Origin of the sequence: Vibrio rumoiensis, from assembly GCF_002218045.2 — a bacterium.
In the GTDB taxonomy this organism is placed as follows: Bacteria; Pseudomonadota; Gammaproteobacteria; order Enterobacterales; family Vibrionaceae; genus Vibrio; species Vibrio rumoiensis.
The window spans coordinates 2,390,389-2,410,336 of record NZ_AP018685.1 but is presented as its reverse complement, the minus strand read 5'-3'; the positions used below and the strand labels follow the sequence as shown (position 1 = coordinate 2,410,336).

Here is a 19,948-nt window from a genome sequence, read left to right as displayed (position 1 = left end):
GTATGACATTACATGTATGGGATGCTTTTGTTCAATTTGGTTTTATGCGCCGTTCATTAGTAGCTTGCCTATCACTATCATTAAGCTTGGCTCCTTTAGGCGTTTTTTTATTATTACGCAGAATGAGTCTTATTGGTGATGCACTGTCTCATGCGGTACTGCCGGGTGTCGCTATTGGCTATTTATTCGCAGGTATGTCTTTGCTGGCAATGGGGTTAGGGGGGTTCATTGCGGGCCTTTGTATCGCCCTTATTTCCAGTTGGATAAGCTCTGCAACAAAATTACATGAAGATTCAGCATTCGCAGGCTTATATCTAGGCTCATTGGCCTTAGGGGTAACGCTTGTCTCATTACGTAGTAACGGGGTGGATTTATTGCATTTATTATTTGGTTCACTCCTCGCTGTCAATTCTCGTGCACTGATTTTCATCGGTGTGATTAGTTCTGTCAGCCTACTTGTTTTAGCTGTTTTTTACCGAGCGATCGTATTTGAGTCTTTTAATTCCTCATTTTTAAAAGTGAGTTCAAGTCGATTCCCCACTCTTATTCATGCCTTATTTATGGCGTTGGTTGTGATGAACCTTGTTGCCGGATTTCAAGTATTAGGCACGTTAATGACAGTGGGACTCATGATGTTGCCTGCGATTTCTGCACGCTGTTGGACAAATAACTTACCAAGAATGCTGTTCATTTCAGTTGTTGTCGGCATTTTTAGCTCAATTTTAGGTTTAAGTTGGTCTTGGTACCAATCTATCCCTGCAGGCCCTGCGATTGTTCTCGTCGCGACTTTATTCTTTTTATTTTCAGTTTTTTTCGGTTCTCAATATGGAATCTTTTCTGTTTATAAAATGTTTACCCCCAACGCAATTAAGAAGGAAATAGGATGAAAAGTTGGACTAAAGGTGTTGTTACATTATTACTCATTTCAAGTCAGGCTGCTTTTGCTGGAACAGTCAAAACGGTGGCAAGTTTTTCAGTGTTAGCCGATATTGTTAAGCAAGTCGGTGGTGAGCATGTGGAAGTCGCGTCATTAGTCGGCCCTGATGGCGATCCCCATGCATTTGAGCCAACGCCTCAAGATAGCGTCTTACTTAAAGATTCAGATGTGGTTTTTATTAGTGGGCTAGGTTTAGAAGGTTGGATGGAACGATTAGCCCAAGCTTCTGGATATCAAGGTAAAATCATTGTTGCATCAGAGGGCATCGCCACGCGTAAAATGGATGAGGATGGTGAGATCATTACTGACCCTCATGCTTGGAACAGTGCTAAAAATGGTGAGCAATATGCACGAAATGTGATGGAGGCATTAATTGAAGCTTCTCCGGAAGATGCGGATTATTTCCGTCAACATGGACAGGCATACATTAATAAGCTTGAGAAATTAAATAGCTGGGCTAAAAAGTCATTTGCTGCTATTCCACAAGAAAAGAGAAAAGTATTAACCAGCCATGATGCATTTGGTTACTTTGGGCAAGAGTATGGAGTGGAATTTTTATCTCCTGTTGGCTTCTCAACCGAATCGGAAGCCAGTGCCAGCCAAGTTGCTCAGCTCATTCAGCAGATTAAGCAACAAGGTATCCAAGCTTATTTTATTGAAAATCAAACCGATCCAAGATTGGTTGAACAAATAGCAAAAGCGACCGGCGCTAAAGCGGGTGGAGAACTGTACCCTGAATCATTAACTGAATCGGATGGTGAAGCTGGGACCTACATTGATGCTTTTACACATAACGCAAATATCATGCTCGACAGCATGAAGTAAGTTAAGCGTTTTTCGTTCCCATGAAAATGGGCCGCTGAATTATCAGTGGCCCATTTTTATTGGGATGGAAAAATGTTGCGAGTGGCGAGAGCATTTCGTTTCGAGTAGCAGCAAAAAGCTCAGAACTTGTTGCTAATATGAGCTGCGATTTATAGTTTTCTACACGCAACAATCTCTTTTAGCTTCTCGGCTCTTCTACGCTTTTATCTTTTCCTAGCAACGAGTAGCGACCGAGTTCCGAGTTTTGTACGGCTTTAGGCTTCCGAGCTACGAGCACTGAAATCTCATTCCTAAAACAAAAAAAGCCAGCAAAAATGCCGGCTTTTCATTTTGTTACGAAGATTTCTTATAGTAAGAAAATATAAGCAATCGCTAGAACAGAGACAATCGCGGCCGCTGCGTAACAAGCAATTTTACCTAGGATCCCGGTGTGGAACTTTAGGTCGTGCATGCCGTGGTGAACACGGTGCATAGCATGCCACATTGGTAGTGCAATTGAGGCGATAATAAATAGGCCACCAATAATGCTACTTGCAAAGGCATGAACGCGAACAAAGTTAAACGTACCGGCATCAAATACGCCTAATGGCATCAAGATACCCAGTACTAAAACCGTTACTGGTGTGATCATGGCAAACCATGTACCGCCAGCACCAAATAATGACCACCAGATTGGCTCATCGGAACGTCTTGGGTTTGGATTAATCATTTCTTCTCTCCTACACCAATGCCAATACAATCAATGAAATCACAGCAACTGCGCCCCATTGTGCGGCAATAATCATTTTCGGCTCTACTTTTTTGCCAGCGACTTTAATTGGCATCACCTGTGGCATCATGCTAAAGAAGGTGGCCGCATGGAATAAGCTACCGGCTAAAGCCACGATGTTAATCGCGATCACCAATGGGTTTTGCATAAAGTGTTGCCACTCCATCCAAGCCACAGGGCCTTTCACTAAGCTTGCTAGGCCACAAAGCATGAACAAGGTAAAGAGAATTAACGGCAGTACCGTCGCTTCACGTACCATGTAAAAACGGTAGAACGGATGCTTGCTCCACCAAGTACGATTCATAGGACGAACGTAAGGCTTACGATTGCTCATTCTAGATCTCCTCAGATTTGAACATAGAGATCACGAAATCCATTGAAGATTCCACTTTCCCTTGGTTTACCGCTGCAGCAGGGTCGACGTGTTTTGGACATACTTTTGAGCAGTAACCGACAAAAGTACAACCCCAAGCGCCATTGTCACTGTTGATAAGCTTCATACGTTCTGCTTTACCATTGTCACGAGTATCTAAGTTGTAACGGTGAGCCAATGTTAATGCAGCAGGGCCGATGAACTCAGGGTTTAAACCAAATTGAGGACACGCCGCGTAGCAAAGACCACAGTTGATACAGCCAGCGAATTGTTTGTATTTCGCCATTTGCTCAGGGGTTTGCTTGTTGGTGCCGTCTTCTGGTTTACGATCGTTACCAATGATGTATGGTTTGATCGCTTCCAAACGTTCGATGAAAGGTGTCATATCAACGATAAGATCTTTCTCGATAGGGAAGTTAGCCAAAGGTTCAATGGTTACGCCATTTGGGTAGTTACGCATAAAGCTTTTGCACGCGAGCATTGGTACGTTATCGACCATGATGCCGCATGAACCACAGATTGCCATACGGCAAGACCAACGGTAAGACAGATTTTTGTCGAGGTGATCTTTGATGTAGCCAATCGCATCTAGGATGGAAGTAGTGTCATCACAAGGCACGTCGAACGTTTGTAAGTACGGTTCGTTATCGGTTTCTGGGTTATAACGCAGAATATTAACTTTCTGAATTCTTGTTTGAGTCGCAGACATGATTATTTCTCCTGCGCTTGTTGTTCAGCGGCTTCTTTTGCGGCAGCTTCATCAGCCGCTGCACCGTATAAGCGTGCTTTCGGTTGAGACTTAGTGATCTTCACTGGGCTGTAATCAATCACTGGCGCGGCATCTTCTTGGTAGAAAGATAGCGTGTGCTTCAAGAAGTTCTCATCGTCACGAGTGGTACAACCTTCGTCTAAACGTTGGTGTGCACCGCGAGACTCTTTACGACGAATTGCAGATTGTGCCATGGCTTCTGCCACTTCTAAGCCGTAGCCCACTTCGATAGCGTAAAGCAGGTCAGTGTTGAATACTTTGCCTTTATCTTTAATGCCGACTTTTTTGTAGCGCTCTTTCAGCTCAGTCAGTTTATCAATCGTGGTTTGCATTAAATCTTCTTTACGGTAGATACCGCAACCGGCTTCCATGGTGTGACCCATTTCAGTACGGATATCAGACCAACTTTCAGTGCCATCATTGTCCAATAGCGCTTGAATGCGAGATTCGACATCGCCAATTTGACGTTTGATGTTGTCTTCATTCCAGCCTTTGAATTCTTTAGCACGTTCAGCTGCGTGTTCACCTGCAACGCGACCAAATACCACAAATTCTGCCAGTGAGTTTGAACCTAGACGGTTAGCACCGTGCAGACCAACAGACGCACATTCACCAACCGCGAATAAACCTTTAATGCGAGTTTCACATTGACCGTTAGTTTCAATACCACCCATGGTGTAGTGAACGGTTGGGCGAATTGGAATTGGTTCTTTTGCAGGGTCAACGTTCACGTAAGCTTTCGCTAGCTCACAGATAAACGGTAGACGTTCTTGTAGATACTCTTCACCTAGGTGGCGAAGATCAAGATGCACTACATCACCTAGTGGGTGCTTGATGGTGTTGCCTTTTTGTTGCTCATGCCAGAACGCTTGAGAAACTTTGTCACGAGGACCCAGTTCCATGTATTTGTTCTTCGGCTCGCCAACTGGTGTTTCAGGGCCCATGCCGTAATCTTGCAAGTAACGGTAGCCATTTTTGTTGACGATGATACCGCCTTCACCACGACAACCTTCGGTCATCAAGATACCCGTGCCTGGTAGGCCGGTTGGGTGGTATTGCACGAATTCCATATCACGTAGTGGTACGCCGTGACGGTAAGCCATTGCCATGCCATCGCCGGTTACGATACCGCCGTTAGTGTTGGTGTTATAAACACGACCTGCACCACCGGTCGCCAGTACGACAGATTTTGCTTTGATCGCAACGAGTTCACCTTCAGACATGTGAATCGCAACGATACCTTGTGCTTCTTTCTCATCGCCTTCGCCGTCAACTAATAGGTCGACCACGAAGTACTCATCAAAACGTTTGATGTTTGAATATTTGATAGAGGTTTGGAAAAGAGTGTGCAGCATGTGGAAGCCGGTTTTATCGGCCGCAAACCAAGTACGTTCGATTTTCATGCCACCAAAACGACGAACGTTAACATCGCCATTTTCTTTACGACTCCACGGGCAACCCCATTGTTCCATTTGGATCATTTCGCGGGTTGAGTTTGCTACGAAGTATTCAACAACATCCTGTTCACATAGCCAGTCACCACCACCAACGGTATCGTTGAAGTGATTATCTAAGCTGTCTTCTTCCTTGATAACTGCCGCTGAACCGCCTTCGGCAGCAACCGTGTGAGAACGCATTGGGTAAACTTTTGAAATTAAAGCTACTTCAAGTTCAGGGTTTGCTTCTGCTGCCGCAATTGCAGTACGTAAACCAGCGCCGCCAGCGCCGATGACTGCGATATCTGTGGTTATGACTTTCACAGTTATCCTCCAGAGTAGGTGTGCCCATAAGAGCTTTGTTTCACGAGCACGATTGGAAAAATAGTAGTTATATATTTTGTGAGAGATAAGTGTAGGAAATAATGGTCAAAAATAAATTGATCTCACAGGGGTAAATGGGCAACTTTATTCCTCTAAAGTAGTAGTTGATAGGGAGTTATTCTGAACAGAGCGGTTCGTTAAGGAGAAAGTGACCAATAAGAGGGGATATTCACACTTCTTTGCCCGTGTTTATATTGTTGTTTTTAGACAAACTAAGGTAGGGCTTGGTTATCGTTATCACTTTAATTAAACTTGAGCGCTCTTTCCCTTGTTTCGAGTTTCTTATGCAGTCTTGGCAACCTTCTTGTTCTATTTTTCAATTAAAGCAACGCGCTTCGATCATTACATCTATTCGCCAATTCTTTGCTGAAAGGCAGGTTTTAGAAGTCGATACGCCAGCCATGAGTCATGCCACCGTGACCGACGTACATTTACACACCTTTAAAACCGAGTTTATTGGGCCGGAATATGCGTCAGGAAAAAGCGTATTTTTAATGACCAGTCCAGAGTTTCATATGAAGCGCTTACTGGCGGCGGGTAGTGGTTCAATCTACCAAATCAATAAAGCGTTTCGAAATGAAGAAAATGGCCGTTATCACAACCCTGAGTTTACGATGTTGGAATGGTATCGTACGGGATTTGATCATCATGACTTGATGGCGGAAATGGATGAATTGTTGCAGCAAGTGCTAAGTTGCGAATCTTGCGACAAAATCACCTACCAGCAAGCCTTTCTACGTGTATTAGGTGTTTGCCCTTTAGAGTCAACGTTAAGGCAATTGAAGGACGCTGCGAGCACATTAGGCTTGTCGGATATTGCTGAAGCGGAAAGCAATCGTGATACTTTACTACAGTTGCTATTTAGTATTGGTATTGAGCCTCATATTGGTCAGAAGGTACCTGTAATGGTGTACGACTTTCCAGCGTCACAGGCGGCATTAGCCAGAATTAATCAAGAAGATCCTAGGGTCGCGGATCGCTTTGAAGTGTACTTTAAAGGTATCGAATTAGCGAATGGGTTTCATGAGTTGGATGACGCTAAAGAGCAGCTTGCTCGATTTGAACAAGATAATCAGCAGCGCGTCGAAATGGGGCTACAAGCACAACCGATTGATCATCATTTGATTGCAGCCTTAGAGGCAGGATTACCGGCATGTGCAGGCGTCGCTCTTGGTATTGATCGCTTGATTATGTTAGCGATCGGTGCGGATCATATTGATCAGGTTACTGCATTTCCCTTTCCTAGGGCTTAATACTGCCCGCTGTTGTCATTAGGAAATATTGACGACTAGCCAAGTACCGATCACCGCAAGCAGCGCTCCAATCCAAGCGAAAGCTGAAGGGCGCTGTTTTGTGTATAACCATAGAATCGGCAAGATCATAATGGGGGTTGTTGACGATAAGATGGCGACCATACCCACATTACCCTTCTGTAGGGCATATAAAATAAACGTCATTCCAAGCACCATAGCCAAAAAGCCGTTGCTGGCTGTGATGAGTAATATTTTTATATTTATATTCTGTAAAGGTTTAGCGATTCTCGCACCGCTAAGGCGTAGAGCCGAATGAGCAATAAAGGCGCTGATCATCCTAATCGCAGAAGCGGCGATTGGGTCAACGGAAGTCTGCATGACTGGTTTGGCAATAATACCGCCCATCGCTTGGCAAAATGCTGCTAATAATCCTAAAGCAACCGCGATCGATAACTTACCTTGAACGATTTCCCATGTATGTCGATTGGTTTGTTTTCGGCCAAACATGATTGCAATCAATACCCCAGAAAACACCAGAATAGCGCCGAATAATTCAAGGCCTTCAAGGGTTTCATTGAATAGCCAATAACCGAGTATGGCAGAAAGTACCGCATGACAAGAAAACAGAAGCCCAGCTTGGCGTGGCCCCATTCTGTTCATGCAAGCAAAGAGCGCGGTATCACCAATGAAAATACCGATAAGACCGGATAACGCCATTGGAATAATATGGCTTACGTCGACACTGTCCCAGCCCCCGGCTAGCCAAGCAATACCAGTGAGCATCACTGCAGTACAGCCCATTCTCCAGCGACTATAGGCAAAGGAGCCTAAATGGCGAGCAGGAGTGGCGGAGAGTAAGCTGGATACTGCCCACAATGCTGCCGCAGCGAGAGCAAACCATTCATAAGTCATGGTTAATCATTCTTCCTTGAACGTCTTTTGATGAGGAGCTTACCAATGAAAGGTTGTGGGTTGAGGATATAAAGCCATCGCGTCACTTGGACAATCACAGAATACGCCATCCACTCCTATTTCATCCAACCATTGCCAGTCTTCAAGGCGATTAACGGTATAAACATAGACTTGTAAACCAAGTGATTTTGCATGTTGCACATAATCTTCATCAACCACATCAATATCCAGATTTATGCTAGAGGCACCTAGGCTTTTAGCAAAAGAGGATTTATCTATGCCTTTGGAAGCGGTAAGTGCGCCAATCAACCATTGTGGTTGATCCTGCTTAATTTGGTGTAACCAATCATGATTAAACGATGAGATGATCAATTGATTGATACCGAACTGACACTGCTTAGTCGCAAATTGCAGATGGAGATAAAGTAAGTCGAGGTGTTGGACGCCTTTGAGTTCAATATTGAGTGCGCATTGGCCTTTTACGAGCTTCAATACATCCAATAGCGTCGGTAAAGGTTCGGTTTTCTCAACTATCACTTTTTTGAGCTTTTCGCTGCTCATCCAATGCAGTTTGCCAATATGATCGGTGGTGCGGTTGAGCCACTTGTCATGAATGACCCAAAACTGCCCATCATGTTCGTGCACGTCTATTTCAATCGCTTTGCATCCCATGTCCATCGCGGCTTGTATTGCCGTTAATGTGTTTTCTGGGTGAGTAGAGCGAGCACCACGGTGAGCAATGATCAACATAATGGAGGTAGCCTTTAAGCCTAGAATTAAGCGGCCATAGTAAAATATTTTAGAAGTGATTGGCTAGTAAATTAGCATAAAAAAGGGCAACCAAATGATGGCTGCCCTGATATTTCAATTTTAATGGATACGCTTATTCTTGCTCGATCGATGGGGTATCAACGGAAGCTTTAGAATCGTGATTTAATGCATGAGCGTAAGGCGTACCTAATACAGTTTTTTCACCTTCTGCCATGGTTGAATCGAAGCGAATCTGATCTTTGGCAAATAGGTTAATCACGGTTGAACCTAGCTTAAAGCGCCCCATTTCTTCGCCTTTTTTGATGTGAATCGCTTTATCACCGGTGGTTTCATAGTTCCAACGATGCACGGAAGAGCCGGTTGGTGGGGTAATCGTACCGCCCCAGATAACTTCGATACTACCGACAATGGTTGCACCTACGAGAACTTGCGCCATTGGACCAAATTCAGTGTCGAAAATACACACCACACGCTCGTTACGAGCAAATAGATTTGGAACATTCGCCGCCGTCAGAGGGTTCACTGAGAACAGGTCGCCAGGAACATAAATCATTTGACGTAATGTGCCATCACAAGGCATGTGAACGCGGTGATAATCACTTGGTGATAAATATAGCGTCGCAAACTCACCATCGATAAATTCTTCGGCTAATTTTGCATCGCCACCGAGTAGCTCTTGAGCGGAGAAGTCATGACCTTTTGCTTGGATTAAGCGACCATTTTCAATTGGACCAAATTGGCTAGTACGAGCATCTGCAGGGTGAGTGATCACACTGTTACCTTCCGCAATCGGACGAATGCCGTCTTTTAATTCACGAACAAAAAATTCGTTAAAGCTATTAAAGTAGGCCGGATCGGAATGGACAGCATCGTCCATATTGACGTTATATTGCTTGATGAACCAGCGAATGACGGCGGTAGTGAGGCTGCCCATTTTGGCTGAGGCCAATTTCCCCATCAGGCGAGTTAAGCCGTGTTGTGGGATCCAGTATTGCAGAGTCACTTTAATTTTATCTATCACGTGAATATCCGTTTTTGTTGAACATTTCGTTTGAGTTACGAAAAGGGTAGCCGATTTTACTTAAAAGAACGCTCATTGTCAGCTTTTGCATGAGCGTTGTATTTTAAGGTTACCGTTTATAGATCTTTCTTATTTTTTGAGAATTGTCGATTGGCTTTGTTTTCTGTCATGCTTTCAATGATGCGGTGATAGTTTTCAAAGCGAACACGAGGAATATCGTTTTTCTCAACCGCTTCGCGTAGTAAGCAGCCTGGATCGTCATTGTGTTTACAATCACGGAACTTACAGCCGCCAAGGTAAGGGCGAAATTCAATAAACGCTTGTGTCACTTCTTCTGGTTCTAAGTGCCACAAACCAAACTCTCGTACCCCTGGAGAGTCGATGAGATCACCGCCTTTAGGGAAATGATATAAGCGAGCCGTCGTGGTGGTGTGCTGACCTAAACCAGAGTTTTCAGAGACATCGCCTTCTAATACCTTAACTTCAGGCATTAACGCATTGACTAAACTCGATTTTCCTACGCCTGATTGGCCTACAAAAATACTTAAACGATCTTTAAGTGCTTCTTGTAATTCCGCTAATCCATCTTCCGTCTCTCGACTAACAAAGAGTACATCATAGCCAATTTTTTGATAGTGACTCAAGGCTTGACGATATTGCTGTTCTTCGCCTTGAGGAATTAAATCTGTTTTGTTTAACACAATTAATGGTGCGATTTTGAGTGTTTCGGCGGCGATCAAATAACGATCAATAATATTCAATGACAATTCAGGTAGAACTGACGATACGATCACCATTTGGTTGACGTTAGAAGCTACCGGTTTCACCCCATCATAGTAGTCAGGGCGGACAAGTACCGAACTGCGCGGTTCAACCGCTTCAACCACACCAGAGATGCCTGCCATTGATTCAAGACCTGGACGCCAGATAACGCGATCACCAGATACCAGGCTTTCAATTCCGCGGCGTAAATTACAGCGTTGAATATCACCTGTTTCAAGGTCTTCGATATCAGCATGTTGACCAAAACGTGAGATCACTAAGCCTTTTTGCATACTGCCCAACATGTTTTCATCCCATTGAAGGGGATCTTCTTGAGTCAGGCGTTTTTTTTGATTGGTTCGAACTCGGCGAACTTGGCCTTTAGTGAGTTTTTTCTTTTTTGCCACAGGTTATACTTATTCCCTATTGGATACTCTAAATTCACATACAGTGTGTTTGGCTTTCTATATAAGCAGAGTATGATACCTCTTTTCTGAATAAAAAAGGCAAAGATCTATGTCAAATGCGTCTTTCAGTGACCAAAACTTAATTTGGGTCGACTTGGAAATGACAGGACTTGATCCTGAAACACACAAAATCATTGAAATAGCTTCCATCGTGACTGATAGCGAGTTGAATATTCTTGCTGAAGGGCCTGTACTGGCGATTCATCAACCAGAGTCAGAACTTTCTAAGATGGATGACTGGTGTACTAATACTCATACCAATAGCGGTTTAGTTAAACGTGTTCAAGAGAGTACCATTTCTGAAGATGAAGCCGTTGCCCAAACAGTTGAGTTTTTAGAAAAATGGGTGCCAAAAGGTAAATCGCCAATTTGTGGTAATAGTATTGGTCAAGATCGCCGTTTTTTATATAAACATATGCCGAAGCTCGAAGAGTATTTTCATTACCGTTATGTCGATGTCAGCACCATTAAAGAGTTGACCCGTCGTTGGCAGCCAGAAGTTTTAGATGGATTTTCAAAATCAGGTAGTCACTTAGCGCTTGATGATATTCGAGAATCGATAGCTGAGTTACAATATTACCGTTCGAGAGTGTTTAAAATTTAATAAATTTTAACAACTTGCCAAAATGTGCGGTTATAAAAAGCAAATTGATTTATTTTCAATCGATCAGATAGATATTTACGTTTTTTTGAAAGTAGTACTTGCATCAAAAAAAAATGCTCTTATAATTCGCAGCCCTGAACAACGAAAGACGTTCAGGGTCACATTTCTCGAAGTGTAAAGTTTATTACCATGAGAAATGCAAAGCGACACTAGCTCAGCTGGTAGAGCGCAACCTTGCCAAGGTTGAGGTCACGAGTTCGAACCTCGTGTGTCGCTCCAATTTCTTTCTTAGGAAAGGGGTTGTGAAAGTAAAGTTCTCATTGTACTTAACAATGACATCCGGACGCGGGATGGAGCAGCTTGGTAGCTCGTCGGGCTCATAACCCGAAGGTCGTAGGTTCAAATCCTGCTCCCGCAACCACATTAAGATGAATTGCTGTTTTAGCGATTTGTTATGCGACACTAGCTCAGCTGGTAGAGCGCAACCTTGCCAAGGTTGAGGTCACGAGTTCGAACCTCGTGTGTCGCTCCAATTTCTTTCTTAGGAAAGGGGTTGTGAAAGTAAAGTTCTCATTGTACTTAACAATGACATCCGGACGCGGGATGGAGCAGCTTGGTAGCTCGTCGGGCTCATAACCCGAAGGTCGTAGGTTCAAATCCTGCTCCCGCAACCACATTAAGATGAATTGCTGTTTTAGCGATTTATTATGCGACACTAGCTCAGCTGGTAGAGCGCAACCTTGCCAAGGTTGAGGTCACGAGTTCGAACCTCGTGTGTCGCTCCAATTTCTTTCTTAGGAAAGGGATTGTGAAAGTAAAGTTCTCATTGTACTTAACAATGACATCCGGACGCGGGATGGAGCAGCTTGGTAGCTCGTCGGGCTCATAACCCGAAGGTCGTAGGTTCAAATCCTGCTCCCGCAACCACATTAAGATGAATTGCTGTTTTAGCGATTTATTATGCGACACTAGCTCAGCTGGTAGAGCGCAACCTTGCCAAGGTTGAGGTCACGAGTTCGAACCTCGTGTGTCGCTCCAATTTCTTTCTTAGGAAAGGGATTGTGAAAGTAAAGTTCTCATTGTACTTAACAATGACATCCGGACGCGGGATGGAGCAGCTTGGTAGCTCGTCGGGCTCATAACCCGAAGGTCGTAGGTTCAAATCCTGCTCCCGCAACCACATTAAGATGAATTGCTGCTTAGCGATTTATTATGCGACACTAGCTCAGCTGGTAGAGCGCAACCTTGCCAAGGTTGAGGTCACGAGTTCGAACCTCGTGTGTCGCTCCACTTCTTTTAAATAAGAAGCCAATAAAAAACGATCTCTTTGGAGATCGTTTTTTATTCTTTATAATTCAGTGATTGATGTTACTGCTCAATAATAAATCTGGTTTATCTGGATTTCTGCTCTTTGCTTGCTACAGTTTATATTTCCAAGTTCAATTCGTAAGAGATAACATCTTAAGCTTTTCCCTGCCTGAGAACATATCATTGAGCTAAAAACAACTTACACACCAAGTTATCCACAGAAGTTATTTTGTGGATAACTTGGTGTGTAAGTTGTTTTTTAAACGGATATAAATCAATTTAAAATAGATCATCTAAAGTGGACTTAAATCACAGATAACTTGAATTTTATGTAAGTTGTTGTTTGTATTGGTTAATTTTATTTTACTGTATGAAAAAACAGTGCTTAATAAGGATCTTTATGTGGTTTTTACTTGATCTTTATCATTTCTTTTGAATGTGCTTAACTTTTTGTTACGCCCTGTCACGCACTTCCATTTGTCACTTTTTCCACATTTCAATTTTTTTTGGGATAAGTATCACTAGGCATCCCTTGGTAACCCTTTTCCTATAATTCTGACTAGCCTTTCTAACTTAGCATTTCGTGCTGTATTGAGAGCAATATCATCCCGTTTTTTCTTTTGCTCTTTGAGCGCCCATTTAATGTGGATGTCTAAATTATTGTCCAATCCTAGGCGAGCTTTTAATGCTTCAGATACCGCGGGCTCATAAGGTGCATTGCCTAAGGCTACGGAAATATTACGTAACCATTGAATATGACCGATACGGCGAATAGCAGAGCCCTCCATATTTTTTAAAAATTGAAGTTCGTTCCACTGGAATAGCTTGATGAGGTCAGCATCATTGAAGATGTCACGTCTATGAAAACTCGGTTCGTTTGTGACATCGGCAGCTCGGTTCCAAGGACAGACTAACTGGCAGTCATCACAACCATAAATTCGGTTGCCTATCTTTGAGCGAAGCTCTTCTGGAATGACACCATCTAATTCAATGGTGAGATAGGATATACATAGGCGGGCATCAATCACGCCTTCGTCAACAATAGCGCCAGTCGGGCAAGATGTCATACAGGCGCGACACTGCCCACATTGATTTGTTTGAGGCTCATCAATCGGTAATGGAATATCGACTAATAGCTCACCGAGAAAAAACCATGATCCCGCTTCCTTATCTAGGATAAGAGAGTGTTTCCCCGCCCAACCTAATCCCGCTTTTTGTGCGAGGGGACGCTCTAAAATTGGCGCTGAGTCGACAAAAGGTCGATAACCGTATTCGCCCACTTCTTCTTCAATTCGTTGGCCTAGTTTTTTTAACTGGTTGCGGATCAATTTATGGTAGTCGCGACCTAATGAGTAACGACTAATATAAGCTTGAGTGGGATCCGATAGATTTGAAGCAAACTGTGCTTCAGGAGGAAGGTAATCCATACGGACACTAATCACACGTATAGTACCTGGGTGAAGTTCTTGAGGCCGAGCTCGCATCATTCCATGCCGAGCCATCCAATCCATCGAACCATGGTAGCCTGCATCAAGCCAGCGCTGTAACTGAACCTCATGTTCAGAAAGATCGACATCTGTGATGCCTACTTTTTGAAAGCCGAGTTCTTGACCCCATTGTTTGATTTTATTCGCAAGTTCTTGATAGTTCATGTTAGGCGGGCTATTTCGGTAAGGTTTATAGATGAATTCTAGCATGAGTTAGGAATCTGATTCAGTAGGATCTACGATCTCTATTCACCAGATAACGTAATTTTGACTTGGTTTCTATTTCTTTTTGACACTTTGTTTAGAATTTAACGGCAATATGTAGAATAATAGAAGACTTGAGCCTTGCCTCGCCAGGCTCAGTCAGTTTACTATTTTTATTGATGAGATTATAAACTGCTATATGCCATTTCTTTTTACGGATGACTCAACTCTATGACAACCAAGCAGACGGTAAAACAAGCGCTTTTAATTGATGAATCTGCGACTATCGCACTTGGAACACAACTTGCGAAGTTATGCTCTCAGCAAACGACCATTTATTTGCATGGTGATCTTGGCGCAGGAAAAACAACGTTTAGCCGTGGGTTCATTCGAGCATTGGGGCATGATGGGAATGTCAAAAGTCCAACTTATACTTTGGTTGAACCTTATCAGTTAGATCATTGGCAGGTTTATCATTTTGATTTATACCGTCTTGCGGATCCCGAAGAGCTCGAATTTATGGGGATCCGAGACTATTTTACCCCTGATGCTATTTGTTTAGTTGAATGGCCAGAGAAAGGTCAAGGTCTGCTTCCATTAGCCGATCTTGATATTGAATTACGTTATGTAGATGTACAACGTCAAGTTGTCATTACTGCAAACAACGAATATGGGCAATCTTTAGTAAATAAGTTGGAGTTGTGTTGAAGCATTCTTATTTTCGAGCGCTATGTCTGCTCATGATTTTATGGCTTGGTGCATTGTCGAGCGCCAATGCTAACTCTTTAAATAGTATTCGAGTTTGGCCTTCTCCCCATGACACACGAGTTGTGATGGATATGGGAAGTGAAGCTAAATTTAGTTATTTTACCTTGAGCGGCCCAGATCGCTTAGTCCTGGATTTAAAACAAACACAACTAAAAACCACATTACCGGTTGTGATTAAAGACAGTCCTGTGCTGACTAAAATTCGTCGTAGTAGTCCAGCAGAGCCTTCAAGTTATCGTTTAGTATTTGAATTGAAGTCAGGGCAAAAGCCGGACATTTTTGCGCTTGCGCCAACCGCCGATGGGCAATATGGTCACCGTTTAGTTGTGGATTTCAAGCATGAAGATAATGCGACGACAGCGTCCGTTAACGCGACTACCAACGTAAAAGAAAAATCGTCGAAACCTGTGGTGACAACACGAGCAATCCCGCCTTCAAAAATTGTGGTGGCGATTGACCCTGGCCATGGTGGTGAGGACCCGGGCTCTATTGGACCAACCCGTAAGTACGAAAAACATGTCACGCTCGCCATTGCTAAAAAAGTGGCTGCGAAATTAAATGCAACGTCCAACATTCATGCCGTTTTAACTCGTACCGGAGACTATTACGTTAATCTGAATAAACGTTCTGAAATCGCTCGTAAAAATAAAGCCTTATTGCTGGTTTCAATTCATGCGGATAGTTACACCACTGCAGGGCCGCGTGGTGCCTCTGTGTTTGTTTTAAGTACTCGTCGTGCTAACACAGAGATCGGTCGTTGGGTTGTAAAAAAAGAAGAGCAATCTGAATTGCTTGGTGGCGGTGGTATTTTATTATCGAAGAATATTAATGATAAAAACGTTAGTCAAACCGTCCTAGATTTACAGTTTAGTCATTCTCAAACCGAGGGTAATAAATTAGCGTTAAAAGTCATTCATGAATTGAGACAAGTCACTCGCATGCACACATCTAAGCCAGTGTATGCCAGTCTTGCAGTATTAAAGTCTCCAGATATTCCTTCCATATTAGTGGAAACCGGATTTATTTCGAATCCACAAGAAGAAAAACTATTAGTACAGAATTATCACCAAAATCAATTAGCGGGTGCTATTTCAAATGCTGTGGTTGAGTATTTTAGAGCAAATCCACCAGAGGGGATGATTGTCGTGAATCACCCATCGGGTTCGACTCATAAAGTCAAAAGTGGTGAATCAATTTCTGTCATTGCACAAAATTATGGCACGACAACTTCCAATATTATGAAGTGGAATAATCTAAAGAGTTCGACATTATTTGTGGGGCAGGAGTTGAAAGTCAGTTCTCCAAGTACCACATCTAATAGTAGTGGCTCATCAGCTTCTCGCGGAAACTCGGTGTCGAATGGCAAGGTGGTTACACATGTTGTTAAAAATGGCGACTATTTAGGGAAGATTGCCCAGCAGTATTCGGTTTCTGTTAATAGTATCAAGCAGCAAAACAACCTACGTTCTAATACATTAAAAGTAGGGCAAAAACTGCAAATCACGGTGCCGATCAAAGCAACGACTTATCAAGTGAAAAGTGGCGACTTTTTAGGGAAAATTGCCGATCAGTATGGCGTTAGTATCTCTGATATTCGTAAAGCCAATAATCTAAGATCAGATAGTTTAGCGGTAGGCCAGAAGTTGACCATACCTCAATCGTAACCCCGCTCTTAATTTTAATCGGTTAAATGGTGCAGTAGCGTTATGGCAATAAAAATTTTACCCGCTCGTTTAGCCAACCAGATAGCCGCTGGTGAAGTGGTTGAGCGCCCTGCATCGGTCGTAAAAGAGTTAGTTGAAAATAGCATTGACTCTGGCGCGACGAGAATTGATGTCGATATTGAAAAAGGTGGCAGTAAACTTATTCGGGTTCGAGATAATGGATCCGGTATTGAAAAAGATGAATTAGGTTTAGCTTTAAGCCGTCATGCGACCTCAAAAATTCATACTCTCGATGATTTGGAAGCCATTCTGAGTCTCGGTTTTCGTGGTGAAGCACTTGCCAGTATTAGTTCGGTTTCTCGTCTAACCTTAACCTCTCGCACAGCAACTCAAGCTGAAGCTTGGGCCGCTTATGCCGAAGGGAGAGATATGGCGGTTCAGCTTACGCCAGCGGCTCATCCGGTTGGCACTACAGTAGAAGTGATTGATTTATTCTTCAATACGCCCGCTCGCCGTAAATTCTTACGTACTGAAAAGACAGAGTTTTCTCATATTGATGAATTACTTAAACGCATTGCTTTGAGTTGTTTTTCAGTGTCGATTACTTTACGCCACAACGGCAAAGTGATCCGACAATATCGTGCAGCAAAAACCGAAATTCAAATTGAGAAACGAGTCGCCGCAGTGTGTGGCAATAGTTTTATGGAACATGCTGTTGCTATTAAGCTTGAACATGATGACTTGAAACTTAAAGGATGGCTCACTACGCCGGAAGGCGCTCGTAGTCAAAGCGATCTTCAATATTGTTATGTTAATGGCCGAATGATGCGTGATAAATTAATTAATCATGCCATTCGTCAGAGCTATGAAACGGCATTGAGGCCAGAGCAATTTGCGACTTATGTACTGTTTATTGAAGTCGACCCACATCAGGTGGATGTGAACGTGCACCCTGCTAAACATGAGGTTCGTTTTCATCAAGCCCGTTTAGTGCATGACTTTATTTATCAGGCGCTAAGTGATGCGTTGGCTCAGAGTATTGAGTTGGTGAAACCGTCGGTGTCTAAATCGGCATATGCAACCGAGCAAATGAGAGATACTAGCGATTATTCGATTCAAGACTCAGCACCAACGCATCAGCCAGAGCAAGTAAGTTCAACGAATAGTACTCAAATATGGGATTCTTCTCGATCTCCATCGAGTCATACTCGAGGCTCTTACCCAACATCACGCCCATCATCCGTGGTACAGAAGAAGCAAACGGACGCCTATCGAGCTTTATTTGAGCCTTTATCAAGTATTCCTGAAAATCGCGATATGGGACACGATGTTGAAAAGGGGTCTGATCACCACAATCGTACCACCAACGAAGAGCAATCTTCTGAGGTCGCTAAGCTAAAGCATGATCATCCAGATGTTCATGTGACGGAGTTAGGTAAAGCGCTAGCGGTGATCCAAGATGTATATTTATTGATGCAAGGTGCGGATTGCTGTCATTTAGTCGATTTAAACAAAGCAGAAGCGCTGCGTGTGCAAGGGCAATTGAGTCTGGAAGAAGGAGGGTCCCTCAAATCTCAACCTTTATTGATCCCTTTGAATATTCCAATGTCAGGAAGAGACATTGAAATATTAGCCACGTATCAGAACCTATTATTACAGTTGGGGATTGAACTAATCGCGAAAGGGAAAAGTAGCGTAATGGTCATGGGGGTGCCACAACCTTTACGTCAGCAAAACTTACAACAATTGATACCGAGTTTACTGGCTGAATTAGCTAGCCAACAACCGGGCAATCTGACCTTGATCGTTCAGTGGATAACAAGCAAAATTGTAGTATCAAAATCACATTACAAACTTTCTGAAGCGATTCAGTTAGTTGCTGAACTCGAACAAATTTGGGGGCACCATTTGCCTTATAATCAATACAATTGGATTCAACCTGTGAACTTTTCTGAATCAATAGCGGCGCTGCAATCATGAAACAATCATTACCACTGGCTTTATTTTTAATGGGCCCAACCGCATCGGGGAAGACAGAGTTAGCCATTCGATTAAGGCAAAAATACCCCATCGAGATCATTAGTGTCGATTCTGCATTAATTTATAAAGGCATGGATATTGGTACTGCGAAGCCTAACGCTGAAGAATTAGCACTCGCTCCTCATCGATTGATTGATATTCTCGATCCTAGCGAGGCTTATTCCGCTGCTGATTTTAGGCGAGATGCTTTACAACAAATGGATGAGATTGTCTCGCAAGGCAAGATACCGTTATTAGTTGGTGGAACAATGCTGTACTACAAAGCCTTGCTTGAAGGCTTATCACCATTACCGGCAGCGGATCCTGAAATTCGTCAACAAATTGAGCAAGAAGCGAAACAAAAAGGCTGGGATGTCCTGCATCAACAATTGAGTGAAATAGATCCTGTTTCCGCTAAGCGCATTCATCCGAATGATCCACAGCGTTTATCTCGTGCATTAGAAGTGTTTCGTATTTCGGGAAAAACCTTAACTGAATTGACTGAACAAAAAGGTGAGGCATTGCCTTATCAGGTGAAACAGTTTGCGATTATGCCGAAGGAGCGATCGGAATTACATCGCCGTATTGAATTACGTTTTGAAAAAATGATGGCAGAAGGTTTTGAAGAAGAAGTGCAAGCATTACGCGCTAGAGGTGATCTTCATCTTGATCTACCCTCTATTCGTTGTGTAGGGTATCGACAAGTGTGGGAATATTTAGATGGCAATGGTACATTGGATGACGCCATCTTTCGCGGTGTATGCGCCACACGTCAATTGGCGAAAAGACAAATTACCTGGTTACGTAGTTGGAATGACCTTACTTGGTTAGATAGTGAAGATATCGACGCAGCCGTAAAAACCATTTCGAGTGATATTGATGCCAATTCGCATACTTAGAATGGTGTAATAGAATGTTAGGAAATACCGATTGATCCGAGCATCTTGATCAAGTTTGGGTATATACTGTAAGTGTTTTATATTAAGTGACGACTTCAAGGGTGAAATCGTTGATATAAAAGAACCTTTAGCAGTCGGATGAATTCATTCGTTGATGCATTACTTATTATTTTTGCTGAGAAATGGCTAAAAAGATAAGAATTAGCACTGCTTTTTGTATAAGTACTTTTGATTTTCTACTTTAGGGTCACTTTGGCGCCTAGTAAAAAGAGAAAGTTAGCTAAAAATAAAATAAACAACAAATATAAGGAATATA

At 43.0% G+C, this 19,948-nt stretch carries 17 protein-coding genes and 9 tRNA genes; 17 read left to right on the top strand and 9 right to left on the bottom strand.

The features are described from left to right. The first annotated feature begins 2 nt into the window (after positions 1-2). Both VRUMOI_RS11010 and VRUMOI_RS11005 read left to right on the top strand, forming a co-directional pair. Positions 3-887, top strand: coding sequence for a metal ABC transporter permease (locus tag VRUMOI_RS11010; RefSeq protein ID WP_089139134.1), 885 nt, complete (start codon positions 3-5; stop codon positions 885-887). Further along, complete coding sequence (locus VRUMOI_RS11005) at positions 884-1,762, top strand: metal ABC transporter solute-binding protein, Zn/Mn family (RefSeq protein ID WP_089139133.1); 879 nt, start codon at positions 884-886, stop codon at positions 1,760-1,762. The genes VRUMOI_RS11010 and VRUMOI_RS11005 overlap by 4 nt, the downstream gene beginning before the upstream one ends. 346 nt (positions 1,763-2,108) lie before the next feature. Here the strand turns inward: VRUMOI_RS11005 and frdD are convergent, their stop codons facing one another. Genes frdD through frdA form a run of 4 tightly spaced genes read right to left on the bottom strand, consistent with a single transcriptional unit; the run spans position 2,109 to position 5,433 of the window. Then, positions 2,109-2,471: a fumarate reductase subunit FrdD gene (frdD, locus tag VRUMOI_RS11000; RefSeq protein WP_089139132.1), complete on the bottom strand. Its 363-nt coding sequence runs from the start codon at positions 2,469-2,471 to the stop codon at positions 2,109-2,111. 10 nt (positions 2,472-2,481) lie between these two features. Beyond that, on the bottom strand, positions 2,482-2,865 hold the full coding sequence (gene frdC / locus VRUMOI_RS10995; RefSeq protein WP_089139131.1) for a fumarate reductase subunit FrdC: 384 nt from the start codon (positions 2,863-2,865) through the stop codon (positions 2,482-2,484). A 1-nt stretch (position 2,866) separates the two neighbouring features. Then, complete coding sequence (locus VRUMOI_RS10990; RefSeq protein WP_089139130.1) at positions 2,867-3,613, bottom strand: succinate dehydrogenase/fumarate reductase iron-sulfur subunit; 747 nt, start codon at positions 3,611-3,613, stop codon at positions 2,867-2,869. 2 nt (positions 3,614-3,615) lie between these two features. After that, positions 3,616-5,433, bottom strand: coding sequence for a fumarate reductase (quinol) flavoprotein subunit (gene frdA, locus VRUMOI_RS10985; RefSeq protein ID WP_089139129.1), 1,818 nt, complete (start codon positions 5,431-5,433; stop codon positions 3,616-3,618). Positions 5,434-5,777: 344 nt separating this feature from the next. Here frdA and epmA point away from each other — a divergent pair, with 344 nt between their 5' ends. Then, positions 5,778-6,746, top strand: coding sequence for an elongation factor P--(R)-beta-lysine ligase (gene epmA, locus VRUMOI_RS10980; protein ID WP_089139149.1), 969 nt, complete (start codon positions 5,778-5,780; stop codon positions 6,744-6,746). 18 nt (positions 6,747-6,764) lie between these two features. Here the strand turns inward: epmA and VRUMOI_RS10975 are convergent, their stop codons facing one another. The 4 genes from VRUMOI_RS10975 to rsgA all read right to left on the bottom strand — a co-directional run bounded on the left by VRUMOI_RS10975 (position 6,765) and on the right by rsgA (position 10,619). Continuing rightward, positions 6,765-7,658: a DMT family transporter gene (locus VRUMOI_RS10975; RefSeq protein ID WP_089139128.1), complete on the bottom strand. Its 894-nt coding sequence runs from the start codon at positions 7,656-7,658 to the stop codon at positions 6,765-6,767. Positions 7,659-7,697: 39 nt separating this feature from the next. Then, the gene (locus VRUMOI_RS10970) at positions 7,698-8,408 is read right to left on the bottom strand and encodes a glycerophosphodiester phosphodiesterase (protein WP_089139127.1); all 711 of its coding nucleotides are present in this window, start codon (positions 8,406-8,408) and stop codon (positions 7,698-7,700) included. Between the two features lie 133 nt (positions 8,409-8,541). Next, positions 8,542-9,447 (bottom strand): archaetidylserine decarboxylase, encoded by a 906-nt coding sequence (gene asd, locus VRUMOI_RS10965; RefSeq protein WP_089139148.1) that lies wholly within the window; start codon positions 9,445-9,447, stop codon positions 8,542-8,544. A 119-nt stretch (positions 9,448-9,566) separates the two neighbouring features. Beyond that, positions 9,567-10,619 carry a small ribosomal subunit biogenesis GTPase RsgA gene (gene rsgA / locus VRUMOI_RS10960; RefSeq protein WP_089139126.1) on the bottom strand — a complete coding sequence of 351 codons (1,053 nt, stop codon included), beginning with the start codon at positions 10,617-10,619 and terminating at the stop codon, positions 9,567-9,569. A gap of 109 nt (positions 10,620-10,728) precedes the next feature. On the opposite strand from rsgA, the gene orn reads away from it, so the two are divergent. The 10 genes from orn (at position 10,729) to VRUMOI_RS10910 (ending at position 12,573) form a co-directional block, all read left to right on the top strand. Continuing rightward, positions 10,729-11,283, top strand: a complete 555-nt coding sequence (orn, locus tag VRUMOI_RS10955; RefSeq protein WP_089139125.1) for an oligoribonuclease — start codon at positions 10,729-10,731, stop codon at positions 11,281-11,283. A gap of 203 nt (positions 11,284-11,486) precedes the next feature. After that, positions 11,487-11,562 (top strand) — tRNA-Gly (locus VRUMOI_RS10950). 65 nt (positions 11,563-11,627) lie between these two features. Continuing rightward, a tRNA-Met gene (locus tag VRUMOI_RS10945) sits at positions 11,628-11,704 on the top strand. Between the two features lie 35 nt (positions 11,705-11,739). Then, positions 11,740-11,815, top strand: a tRNA-Gly gene (locus tag VRUMOI_RS10940). A 65-nt stretch (positions 11,816-11,880) separates the two neighbouring features. Further along, positions 11,881-11,957, top strand: a tRNA-Met gene (locus VRUMOI_RS10935). Between the two features lie 35 nt (positions 11,958-11,992). After that, positions 11,993-12,068, top strand: a tRNA-Gly gene (locus VRUMOI_RS10930). Positions 12,069-12,133: 65 nt separating this feature from the next. Beyond that, positions 12,134-12,210 (top strand) — tRNA-Met (locus tag VRUMOI_RS10925). Between the two features lie 35 nt (positions 12,211-12,245). Further along, positions 12,246-12,321: transfer RNA gene (locus tag VRUMOI_RS10920), tRNA-Gly, on the top strand. Positions 12,322-12,386: 65 nt separating this feature from the next. Continuing rightward, positions 12,387-12,463: transfer RNA gene (locus tag VRUMOI_RS10915), tRNA-Met, on the top strand. 34 nt (positions 12,464-12,497) lie between these two features. Continuing rightward, a tRNA-Gly gene (locus tag VRUMOI_RS10910) sits at positions 12,498-12,573 on the top strand. Between the two features lie 539 nt (positions 12,574-13,112). Here the strand turns inward: VRUMOI_RS10910 and queG are convergent. Further along, on the bottom strand, positions 13,113-14,243 hold the full coding sequence (queG, locus tag VRUMOI_RS10905) for a tRNA epoxyqueuosine(34) reductase QueG (protein ID WP_089139147.1): 1,131 nt from the start codon (positions 14,241-14,243) through the stop codon (positions 13,113-13,115). Positions 14,244-14,513: 270 nt separating this feature from the next. Here queG and tsaE point away from each other — a divergent pair, with 270 nt between their 5' ends. From tsaE to miaA, 4 genes are read left to right on the top strand one after another with little or no spacing between them, the layout of a single operon-like run. Continuing rightward, complete coding sequence (gene tsaE, locus VRUMOI_RS10900; RefSeq protein WP_089139124.1) at positions 14,514-14,990, top strand: tRNA (adenosine(37)-N6)-threonylcarbamoyltransferase complex ATPase subunit type 1 TsaE; 477 nt, start codon at positions 14,514-14,516, stop codon at positions 14,988-14,990. A gap of 32 nt (positions 14,991-15,022) precedes the next feature. Further along, positions 15,023-16,714 carry a LysM peptidoglycan-binding domain-containing protein gene (locus VRUMOI_RS10895; RefSeq protein ID WP_089139146.1) on the top strand — a complete coding sequence of 564 codons (1,692 nt, stop codon included), beginning with the start codon at positions 15,023-15,025 and terminating at the stop codon, positions 16,712-16,714. Positions 16,715-16,756: 42 nt separating this feature from the next. Continuing rightward, entirely contained in the window at positions 16,757-18,694 is a 1,938-nt protein-coding gene (gene mutL, locus VRUMOI_RS10890; RefSeq protein ID WP_089139123.1) for a DNA mismatch repair endonuclease MutL, read from the top strand. After that, positions 18,691-19,632 (top strand): tRNA (adenosine(37)-N6)-dimethylallyltransferase MiaA, encoded by a 942-nt coding sequence (miaA, locus tag VRUMOI_RS10885; RefSeq protein ID WP_089139122.1) that lies wholly within the window; start codon positions 18,691-18,693, stop codon positions 19,630-19,632. The genes mutL and miaA overlap by 4 nt, the downstream gene beginning before the upstream one ends. Positions 19,633-19,948 lie beyond the last annotated feature (316 nt).